This window comes from Flavihumibacter cheonanensis (genome assembly GCF_022352215.1).
In the GTDB taxonomy this organism is placed as follows: Bacteria; Bacteroidota; Bacteroidia; order Chitinophagales; family Chitinophagaceae; genus Flavihumibacter; species Flavihumibacter cheonanensis.
The window spans coordinates 285715-297658 of record NZ_JAKRWF010000004.1 but is presented as its reverse complement, the minus strand read 5'-3'; the positions used below and the strand labels follow the sequence as shown (position 1 = coordinate 297658).

The following is an 11944-nucleotide window of genomic DNA, read 5'->3' as shown; positions in this document are numbered from 1 at the left end:
AAGAACAGTTTAGCATACCTGTTTTTTTGAAGAGGGGGATAAATTAGTTCATTCTTAACGATACAATTAGCTTGCTTATGCACAAAACCAAAACTACACGCAAGTGGGTGGTTCCTCTCTGCGTCTTTCTATTCGGCCTGTTGCTGGCCCAGACGCTCTCCGCACAAACAGGGGACAGAACCATTACCGGCAGGATTACCGGCGCTGATAATTTGCCTGTGGCCGGTGCCACCATCATGATCAAGAACACCCAACGGGGTTACAACACTGATGAAAAAGGAAATTTCAAGTTAACTGCCAAAACAGGAGAGGTACTGGTAATTTCCTATGTAGGTTTTGAAACCCGGGAAGTTCCGGTTGGAAATTCCAACACCCTCAACATCACGCTGCGAACGGCCAATGCCAACATGAGTGAAGTGGTGGTAATCGGTTATGGTGCAACCAAAAGAGCCAACCTTACCAGTGCACAAACCACAGTATCCTCCAAGGATATGGATCGAACGATCAACACCACGCTGGAACAGGCTATCCAGGGTCGTGCCGCGGGTGTGTATATCACACAGAACTCCGGTCAGCCAGGTGGTGGTATCTCTGTGAATATTCGCGGGGTGAATACCATCAATGGAAGTAATGAACCCCTTTATGTAATTGACGGAGTTCAGATACAGGGATCCACGGTGAATTTTGGTCCGCAAAGTTCCTCCAACCCAATCGCGGGACTCAATCCGAACGACATTGATAATATCCAGGTATTACAGGGTCCATCTGCTACCGCAGTATATGGTTCACGTGCAACCAATGGAGTCATCCTGATCACTACTAAACGTGGTAAATCCGGTGATACCAAATTCAATTATGGTTACCAATACAGTGTTCAACGTCCACCTCAAAAGATGGATGTAATGAACCTGCGTGAGTATGCGACGATGGTAAATCAGTTTCATGCGATCGCGGGTGGTGAAACGCCTGCTGAATTCCTGGATCCAAGTCTGCTTGGAGAGGGAACCGACTGGCAGGGAGAATTGTTCCGCAATGCGCCCATGCAAAAACATCAGCTGAGTGTGAGTGGTGGTAATGAAAAGACAACTTACTACCTGGCAGGAGATTATCTTAAGCAGGATGGTATCGCATTAGGTTCAGGCTTTGATCGTTACTCAGCAAGATTAAACCTGGATAACAAACCTCGCGAATGGGCAACTATTGGTGCGAGTCTGAGTTTCAACCAGACCAATGAAAACCTGACTACCAGCCAGGAGAATATCATCGCCAATGCGTTGCGCTTAACTCCACAGATTCCGGTGAAGAACCTGGATGGTAGTTGGGGTGGAGGGGATGAAACCAATGGTGCGAATCAGTTTGCACCTGTGAACCCCATCGCAATAGCAACCCTGACTACCAATAAATTTGTTCGTCGCCAGATTTTGGGAAGTCTGAATGTGGGTATCAAACTAACTAAGGATCTTCAATTCAGAACATCTTTCAACACTAACCTCGGCTTTGGCAATTCGGATTATTACCAGCCGGCTTACCGGATTGGATGGGCAGTAAATGATCGCGCCAGCCTGAGCCAAGGTAACAGTACCAATACCTATTGGAACTGGAACCAGATGCTGGAATACAATAAACAGTTTGGTGATCATCAGGTAGGCGTGATGGTTAGTCACGAAGCACAGGAATCCAACTGGAAAAATACAGGTGCTGTACGTACCGGGTTCCTGACCAATGATATCCTTGATCTGAATGCAGGTGATCCCTTAACTGCTACCAACTCAGGAGGATCCGGCGACTGGGCGATGGAATCTTATTTCGGTCGTCTGAATTACAACTATGATAACCGCTATATTTTGGTAGGTACTATTCGTCGCGATGGTTCCGGCAATTTCGGTCCGGAGAACAAGTGGGGAACCTTCCCCTCTGTTTCAGCAGCCTGGAGAATTTCTCAAGAGAAGTTTTTCAAATCCGGCTTTATCAGTGAATTGAAACTGCGACTGGAAACTGGTACCACGGGTAACCAGGGTGGAAGTGGATATATCTACTCTCCTATGGCAACATCACCCACGCCAACCGGAACCGGATTCCTGCCAAGCAGGTATAGCAATCCCGGTTTGAAATGGGAAGAAACCAAGACCAACAATATCGGCTTGAATATTGGCCTTGCGCAAAACCGCATCAATTTTGAATTCGATTATTATGTAAAGAATACAGATAACCTGTTACTCGACAACCCGCTTCCCTGGTACATGGGAACCAATGGTACGGGTTCAGTAGGATCGCCACAGGTAAACATCGGAACATTACAGAACAAAGGTTGGGGCCTCACTATCAATACCGTTAATATCAACAACAAAAAACTGCGTTGGGAATCGAACCTGAACCTCTCCAGTTTCAAAACAAAGATTAAGAAATTCTATTCTGAAACTGCTTTCATCGATCGTACCTCCTGGTGGCTGGAAGACTGGACACAGCGTTCTGCAGTTGGACAAGCACCCTGGCTGTTCCGCGGATATGTGGAAGAAGGTATTTTCGGAAGTATAGAAGAAATCGAAAACAGTCCGGTTCCAGTAGACAACAATGGCAACCGGCTGCCAATTGATCAGGCCAATGGTCTCTGGGTGGGTGATATCAAATTCAAGGATATCAATGGTGATGGCATCATTGATGAGAAAGATCAGACCACTATTGGTAATCCCTGGCCGAAATTATTCGCCGGTTTTACCAACAGTTTCTCTTACAAGGGATTTGATCTGAGCATCCTAATCACAGCCACTTATGGAAATGATATCTATAACTATATCGCGAAGGTTAATTCCAATCCGAACAATATCAACCTGAGCCGCAACCTGCTGGTTGGGGTGATGGATTATGCAAAACCGCATACTGATAACAGTGGTAAAGTGGTGTTGGAGAATCCTGGTACGGATGTTCCGAGAATCAGTTATGGACCGAATAACAACCATGCACGTCCCACCAGCAAGTGGGTGGAAGACGGATCTTTTATCCGCCTCAAAAACGTAACACTTACCTACAATCTACCGGTAAACCTGATCGCCAAACAGCGCATTGTAAAAGGAGCCAGAATGTCGATCAGTGGACAGAATATTTTCACGCTGACTAACTACAGCGGACTGGATCCTGAAGTAGGTGCCTATGTAGGAAGGGATGCAAGTGCAGCCAACCAGGCAATCGGACTGGATTTTGGTCGCTATCCCCTGACACCGGTGTATGCATTCACTATTGGTCTTGACTTTTAAAATTATTTGCCATGAAAAGAATTCATTCGATACTATATAGTTTTCTACTGCTGCTGGTAATTGGATTGAGCGCCTGCAGCAAGGATTTCCTTGAGCGACCACCAACCGATGCCATTGTGGATGGAAGTTTTTACCAGACCGATGAGCAGGTACTTGCAGCCACATCACTGCTGTACAGCCGGGTATGGTTTGATTACAATGATAAAGCATCCTATAACCTGGGCGATTTTCGTGCGGGCACAGCTTATTCCGCCTGGAATGATCGCGGCAACGTATTATTTAACACAACTGGTAATACACCAGAGAATGGAACAGCCTGGCGCTCGTTCTTTATTGTAGTGGGACAATCTAACCTGGCGATTGAAAACATCAACCGCTATGCAGGTGCAGGAGTTTCACCTGAAGTAAAAAAGATGGCGATTGCAGAAGCACGTTATATGCGCGCACTGGCCTATCGTTTCCTGGTAATGAACTGGGGTGCGGTTCCGGTTATCGAAAACAACCTGGCACTGCTGTCAGATACCTCCATTACCCGCAACACAGTAAGCAGTGTATGGAGATTTATCACCAACGAGATGAGAGCGGTAGTGGAAGACCTGCCATTGACCTCTGTGCGCCCGGGACGTTTAAACAAATGGGCGGCAGAAGCCATGCTCGCAAGGTTTTATCTCACGAGGGCGGGAGTAAGCGCAGAAGGAAATGGTCAGCGTAATCAGCAATTCCTGGACAGTGCGAAATATTATGCAGAGCGTGTGATTACCCAAAGTCCCTACAGGTTGCTGAACAATTATGCTGATCTGTTCAAATATCCTTATGACAATAATTCGGAATCCATTTTCTCCCTGCAATGGGCTTATTCTCCCGGAGCCTGGGGATCACAGAATTCAACTCCGGCTTACCTGGCTTATAGTGCGGATATTGCAAACGGTGATGGCTGGGGAGGTGATAAAGGCGCTACCTGGTGGATGATATCTCTGTATGATGGCATCACTGCTACACCCAGTGGAGGATTACAGGGACGCACTCTGGATCAGCGCTTGAAAGCAACCTTCATGTTACCCGGATTTCATTATCCTGAAATTACACAGGCCATACCGGGCGGAAAACAGGAACTGGTATTTCCCTTTACCGGATCTGATAACAATTTCCTCTCGATTAAAAAGTACGTATGTGGAAAAGCAGAAGACATGGATGGCAAAGCTGCACAGCAGTATTATGAGTATGATACCTACATGATGCGACTGGCAGAAGTATACCTGATCTATGCTGAAGCGGAATTGGGTAACCAGGAAAGCACATCAGATGCAAAGGCAATGGCCTATTTCAATGCGGTACATAAAAGATCGGGATTGCCGGAATATGAAGAGGAACTAACCATTGACGTTATACAAAAAGAACGCTTCATTGAATTCGCAATGGAAGGCATGGCCTGGTATGATCTGGTGAGTCTGCATTACTGGAATCCAACCAAGGCATATGAGATCCTGAATTCACAGGACCGTGGATTGTTCTTCACTCAACCGGATAAATTCCCGGATCCAACCAACTGGACATTTACCAAAACACCCTGGGCAACACAGGATCGTACGATCAATGCAAACAGCGGAAATTTCCTCTTGCCGATTCCTGCGGCTGAGTTGAGCCAGGCGCCGAACCTGAATAAACCGCCCGTTGATTATTAATCCAACATTATTCTGTGAGCGTAAAAACAAGGCATATGAAACTATTCAAATTAACATACAGTATTTTATTCTTCTCCCTGGTAATGGGCCTGTTTACAGCCTGTTCCAAGGACGATGATGCACCTAATAATGGAATACCCAGGATTCGTTATGTGCGGATTACAGACCCTGCATCAGCTGACTCCTTACTGGTGGGTGCATTCCAGGGAAACCTGATTGCAATCGTTGGTGAAAATCTGCAAAATGCAAGACAGATCTGGTTCAACGACCAGCGCGCGGTGCTGACACCAACTTATATTACTAATACTACCATCCTGGTAAGTATACCCAATGAAATACCATTGGAGATCACCAATACGATGAAACTGGTATTCGCGAATGGCTTTGAACTGCTGCATGAATTCGAAGTGCAGATCAGTGAACCGATTGTTGGTAGTATGGATTGCGAATATGTATTAACAGGAGGAGTTGCTACCATTCGCGGAGATTTCTTCTATCCGCCCCTCACTGTAAAATTTGCAGGCGGCGTAAATGGGGAATTGGTTGAAGTAGATGACAAGATCTTACAGGTACGGATACCCGAAGGTGCACAACCAGGTCCTATTACCGTAACCACCAATTTTGGCGAAACCGTTTCTGATTTCTGGTTCCGCGATAACCGCAATATTTTCATCAGCAGTGATCCCTTCACTGGTTGGTGGAATGCAGGTTTTGTGGTGAGCAATCCTGGTCCGGCTGATCCTGCATCTATCAATGGTAATTATATCCGGGTAACCCGTGCTATCGGAGCCTGGAACTGGCTGGAAGCAGCTGGCGGTCCGCCCGATGCAATGGGTCCAATCAGTAAGAACATTCCGGATGAAGCGATTCTGAAACCGGAAGACTACAACCTGAAGTTTGAAGTGAATACACTCAAGCCCTACAATAACAACATGATCAAGCTGAACCTGGGATTGACCGCCTTCAACAATGATCAGTACCAGTGGAAGCCACCCATCGATACTAAGGGCCAATGGCAGACGGTAGTAATTCCTTTTGAAGAAATCGCAGCCAGTTATGGAGGCAATTTGAGTGTGAGTCCGAATGGCTATTACACAAGGTTACTGTTTCATGGTCCGGGCGACCTGGACTGTGATATCGCCTTTGATAATTTCCGCGTGGTACCCAAAGTATTGGAAAAATAAACACTGAGAAATGAAAGCAATCTATAAAATACAACACCTCTTCTTATGGCTGGCCTGCTTTGGTGTACTGGCACTTGCCGGCTGTGATAAAGAAGATGATACCAATAACGGCTTAGTACAGTTATTGAGTTTCGGTCCGTCTGGCATTCAGCATGGCGAAGACATTCAATTCATTGGAAACAACCTGCACAAAGTGACTGCCATCCAGTTTGTAGGTGCAAGAGTAGAAAAAGCCGGATTCAAATCGCAGAGTCCGGAAACCATTGTGCTGGTGTTACCAGAGACCGTTGAATCTGGTAAAGTAATATTGATTACAGACCAGGGAGAGATTGAATCCGTATCTGCTCTGAACCTGGAAGTGCCCTTAGCAATTACCGGGTTTACACCTAAAGTAAAGCCGGGACAAAACCTGACGATCCAGGGTAGGTTTCTGAACTGGGTAACCGAGATCCGTTTTAATAAGGATATCGTAGTAACTGAGTTTGTCAGTAAATCAGTAAATGAGCTGGTGGTAACGGTTCCTATGGAAGCGCAGACAGGAGAAATTGCGCTATCCGTTGAAGGTACAGAGCCGATGACAGTAGAAACAGAGGAGCCGCTGGAAATCGTGTTACCAGCTGCAACCGGATTTGATCCCTCTCCTGCTGAAAGAGAAAAAGAATTCACGATAACAGGAACTGATCTCGATCTCGTAAAAGGAGTGTTATTCAAAGGACTGACAGAACCCATAACGAGTTTTGTAAGTCAGTCTGAAACTGAAATCAAACTGGTAATACCGGCAGCTGCCAACAGGGGTACCATCAGCTTGATTGCTTTCTCTGATGTGGTAGTGGAGTCTGAAGAAGCGGTTTTGTTTGTAGGAGATCTTCCTCCCCTGCCGGCATTGAGTTATGTGTTTTACAAAGATGCTTTGGAGAACAACTGGCAGAATTGGGGCTGGAGTACGAATGTTGATTTTGCCAATAAGGATAATATCCGCGATGGCGATGCAGCTATTAAAGTGAATTATACCGGACAGTGGGGTGCATTGAAATTTGCTAATAATACCGTGTCGCTGGCAAATTATTCGGAGATCACTTTTGCCATCTTCGGAACTCCGGGTACCGATGGCAAACGTATCAATGTGATCGCGGGAGGCAATCCAGCTTATACCATCACATTGGAAGAAGGAAAATGGGTGGAATACAAATTAACCAAAGCGAATCTAGGTAACCCGGCAAGTATCAGTGAACTGACCTTCCAGAATTTTGACTGGACAGGCACGATTTACATGGATCATGTTGGGTTGAGATAAGAGCAGCATCAACTCGTGTTATATGCAAGCACAGGGGCCCTCTGACAATGAAAAACCATTGGTAAGCAGGGTCCCTTTTTAATTACTTATTATGAAAGTATTTTATTTCGTTTGTATAGTACTGTTAGTAACAGGTAATGTAGTGGGTTGCAGCAAAACAAAAGACCCTGATCCCGAGCCCGAACCTGGTCCGGGACCAGGCGGCCCGGTTATAACACCTGTGGTACCGGTAGCTGATCCGCCACTGGCAGCCACCATTGGTTTCTTTGAGCAACACTGGAAGCCGAGAAGTTTTACTGCTCCGTCTTACACGGAAGTAACTCCTGCGCAGGCTTCGGCTACCGTAACTGTAACCATTGATGCCAGTAAGATCATAACCAAAATTCCTCCAACGGTATGGGGACATAATGCCAATACCTGGATGACCAATATGGTAGGAGAACCGCTGTTCATGCAACATATCAAAGCACTAAAACCAGAATTCATCCGATTCCCTGCGGGAAGTTTAAGTGATATGTATTTCTGGAATGCGCAACCTGGACAACCACCTGCCGATGCACCTTCACACCTGATGGATAAAGATGGCGTGATCAAAGAAGCCGGTTACTGGTATGGCAAGGTCAATGAAAGCTGGACTGCCTCAGTAGATCAGTATTATGAAGTACTGAAACAATCCGGAAGCATCGGGGTATTGACTGTCAACTATGGATATGCGAGATATGGAACCAGTGCGGATCCGGTGGCTGCAGCAGCTCACCTGGCTGCCGATTGGGTGCGCTATGATAAAGGCAGAACCAAATACTGGGAGATCGGTAATGAAACCTATGGTGATTGGGAAGCGGGCTTCCGGATTGATCTATCAGCTAACAAGGATGGGCAACCGGAATTTGTAACCGGTGAATTGTATGCGCAACATGTGCAGGTATTTGTAGACTCGATGAAAAAAGCGGCTGCTGAAGTCGGGCAGGAGATATTTATTGGAGCAACCATTTACGATGCACCAACAGAAGCCTGGATGACCAATACCACTAAAACCTGGAATGAAGGGGTATTAAAAAACCTAAAAAGTGCCGCGGATTTTTACATCGTGCACAATTATTTCACACCCTTTAATGAGAACTCTACAGCTTCCGTAGTGATGAATGCAGGATTGACTGTGCCTGCGAAAATGATGCAGCATATCAAAAAAGAAATGCAAACCTATGGTGCGCCTGTATTACCGGTAGCACTAACGGAATGGAATATGTGGGCGAAGGATTCCAAGCAACAGGTATCCAATGTGAGTGGTTTATTTGCACTCGCAGTGATGAGTGAGTCACTGGTGAATCAGTATGGCATGGCCCTGCGCTGGGATCTGCTCAATGGCTGGGAGAATGGAAATGATCATGGCTTATTCAGTGATGGCAATGAACCCGGAATTCCCAAATGGACACCTCGCCCCTCTTTCTATTACATGTATTATTATTCGCGTTTGATTGGTGATCGATTGGTTCCTGCACAAGTAACCGGAAGTACAGCCATTAAGGCGTATGCATCTACCTATAGTTCTGGTGAAGCAAACCTCACCCTGATTAACACTTCAGATAAACCAGTAACCGTGCAGCTAAAAGCTAATAACCTGAATTTCGGCAAGCGACTCTATTACTACCAATTGGAGGGCAGCAATGATAATGGGGAGTTCTCCCGCAAAGTGCTGGTAAATGGAGAAGGCCCTTCTCTGGCAGCAGGCGGTCCAACCAATTACACACAATTGAAAGCGAGGTCACACCCGGTATATGAGCAGATCAAAATTACCGTTCCTGCACTGGGTGCAGTGATACTGGTACTCTAAGTTTACTTAAGCTCTAGGTCCCCTTTCAGTCGAATATCCCTGGAAGAAGCGCCGATCATAATCCGGAAGCTTCCAGGTTCCAGCACCGTTTCCAATTGCTGGTTCAGGAAAGCCAGTTCGGATGCAGGCAGGCGGAACTTCACCGTGCGACTCTCCCCTTTTAGCAAAGCAATCCGTTCAAAGCCTTTCAATTGCATAACTGGTCGGGCTAATGAAGCCAACTCATCCCGGATGTATAACTGAACCACTTCTTCTCCGGCAACCGGTCCCACATTGGTAACCACACATTGGATCAACGCGGTGTCTTTGGAACCAATTGAAGGCGTGAGTACCCGAAGATTGCTGTATTTGAATTCGGTATAACTCAACCCATATCCGAACGGAAACAAAGGCTCTCCGCTCAGGTTGTGATAATCATCTCCCCTGCCGGTTGGTTTATGGTAATAGGTCAAGGGTAATTGTGCTTCGTGCACCGGAAAGGTAATCGGTAACCTGCCGGCAGGATTAATGCGGCCACTTAATAAATCGGAAACTGCCAATCCGCCCTGCTCACCCGGATACCAGATCTGCGCGATAGCACCCACTTTATCCATCCAGTACTTCATGGTAATTGCACTCCCTCCAACCAGCAATACAACAACTTTTTTACCGGTTGCAGCCACAGCCTGGATCAGTTCTTCCTGGTGACCAGGCAAACTAAGATAAGCCCGGTCCTGAAACTCACCCTCATGGATACCCGCAACTATAATGGCAACCTCAGATTGCTGTGCTGCTGCCACTGCGGCTGCTATTTTTTCCTTCCAGTCAAAACTATGACCTGCATTCCAAACCAGCCGGATCGCAGCATTACCAACCGGTTCACGGAATTCAATTTTAATTGGGTAACGTTTGCCTTTTTCCAATTGAACATCGGCAGTACGTAATGAAAAACTCTGCTTGCTCCAATTATCAACTACCAGTTTACCGTTGATGTATAACCGAAAACCATCATTCCCTTCCAATCCTATTTTAAATGTTCCGGATTCCGGAGCCACTACTTCACCTGTCCAGCGCACGGCATAAAAATCATTCCGTAGGGAAGGATCCGGTGCATACAAGGTCCATTTGAACTGGACCTGCTTATCAACCCGCGTCAATTTGGGAGTACCGGAAATAGCTGCCTGATCAAAATACTCACCTAATAAACCAGGCACTGATTTTCCCTTGCTGGTATGGAACAACTGAGCTGCCGGGATGGTAACAAACTCAGCTCCCATGCGCTCATAACCATCTGCATAGTTGATTTTGGTTGTGGTCCATTTTTGTTCCAACGCCGCTTTGATGGAAATGATTCCATTACCCGGACCGCTATATCCTCCCAATCTTCCTTCTGCTGCATCGGTACCAATAAGGGCAATGGAGCTGGGTTGTTTGCGTAATGGAAGCACCTGTTCGTTCTTCAGCAATACAAAACTTTTGGCAGCAGCTTCTTCTGCTAATTGCTTATGTGCGGCGATATCAATCAGGGTTTCAATTGCGGTTTCATCTACATAGGGATTTTCAAATAAACCCAGTTCAAACTTGATGCGCAGAATACGTCTAACAGCATCGTCTATGCGCGCTTGCGGTATGCGTCCATCTACAAAGGGTGGCATGAACAAAGGATGATGTGCATAATCAGTTTGAAAGATTACATCCAGTCCGTTGCTGATCGCCTGCTGCGAAGACTCAGGATAATCCTTAGCCGTTTTATGAAGCACCAAAGCACCACCTACTGCACCGGCATCGGAGATCACAAATCCCTTAAAGCCCCACTGTTTTTTCAGCAGATCGTTCAGCAGCCAGTTATTCGCAGTAGCAGCCTGACCGTTGATGGAATTATAGGCTGTCATCACCGAGCGGGCACCTGCTTTTTCAAATACTGCTTTGAAAGGAATCAATTCGGTTTCGAGTAAAAACTGCTGACTGAAATCAATGGGATAACTGTCACGGCCACCTGCACCCACATTGAAAGCAAAATGTTTCGGAGAAGTAACCACTCCCATGCGTTCAAAGGCACCGATAAAACTCACGCCCATGGCGGCACTTAGGAAAGGATCTTCGCCATAAGTTTCTTCCGTTCGTCCCCAGCGCACATCATGAGCCAGGTTGATCACCGGAGATAAAATCTGTCGTATACCACGCAATTTGGTTTCCAGCGCAATGGCATTGGCAACTTTTGACATAAGACTTGTATCCCAGGTAGATGCCAATGCAATAGCCTGGGGAAAGGCAGTTGCACCCGAGCGAACCAATCCATGCAGCGCCTCATCAAAGGCAATGATGGGAATGCCCAACCGGGATTGTTCCATAAAGTATTTCTGAATGCCATTGATCTTCCTGGCCAGGCTCACGGCATCTTCTTTGGCATTGTATTGCAGCAATTGCTGGGCAGCTTCTCCCCCCTTACTCTCGGCACTCACCTGGAAACCGAAAATGCCTGCTTTGTACTTGGCTTCATCACCAGGTTTGATCTCACCGGGAATCATGAAACACTGCCAGAATTTCTCTTCCGGCGTCATGCGTTTCAACAGGTCTTCCACGCGCTGCTCCACGGGCAGGGCAGCATTTTTATAGGCGGGCTGCTGGGCCTTGAGACCACTCATCGCCAAACAGCTAAGAGCTAAAATCAGGTACTTCATGCGTCAACTTTTGCTGCTTCAAAGTTGAGGCATTAAGCAATA

General features: G+C 46.5%; 6 protein-coding genes. 5 read left to right on the top strand and 1 reads right to left on the bottom strand.

All coding sequences use genetic code 11. The features are described from left to right. Positions 1-77: 77 nt before the first annotated feature. From MD536_RS17640 to MD536_RS17620, 5 genes are all read left to right on the top strand, one after another. The gene (locus tag MD536_RS17640) at positions 78-3251 is read left to right on the top strand and encodes a SusC/RagA family TonB-linked outer membrane protein (protein ID WP_239602551.1); all 3174 of its coding nucleotides are present in this window, start codon (positions 78-80) and stop codon (positions 3249-3251) included. Between the two features lie 11 nt (positions 3252-3262). Then, on the top strand, positions 3263-4933 hold the full coding sequence (locus tag MD536_RS17635; protein WP_239602549.1) for a RagB/SusD family nutrient uptake outer membrane protein: 1671 nt from the start codon (positions 3263-3265) through the stop codon (positions 4931-4933). Between the two features lie 35 nt (positions 4934-4968). Continuing rightward, complete coding sequence (locus tag MD536_RS17630) at positions 4969-6117, top strand: glycan-binding surface protein (protein WP_239602547.1); 1149 nt, start codon at positions 4969-4971, stop codon at positions 6115-6117. A 10-nt stretch (positions 6118-6127) separates the two neighbouring features. Continuing rightward, a complete protein-coding gene (locus tag MD536_RS17625) occupies positions 6128-7411 on the top strand; it encodes a hypothetical protein (protein WP_239602545.1) in 1284 nt (427 codons plus the stop codon). Between the two features lie 91 nt (positions 7412-7502). Next, positions 7503-9242 (top strand): alpha-L-arabinofuranosidase, encoded by a 1740-nt coding sequence (locus MD536_RS17620; RefSeq protein ID WP_239602543.1) that lies wholly within the window; start codon positions 7503-7505, stop codon positions 9240-9242. Positions 9243-9244: 2 nt separating this feature from the next. On the opposite strand, the gene MD536_RS17615 is transcribed toward MD536_RS17620, so the two are convergent. Next, positions 9245-11902, bottom strand: a complete 2658-nt coding sequence (locus tag MD536_RS17615) for a glycoside hydrolase family 3 N-terminal domain-containing protein (RefSeq protein WP_239602542.1) — start codon at positions 11900-11902, stop codon at positions 9245-9247. Positions 11903-11944 lie beyond the last annotated feature (42 nt).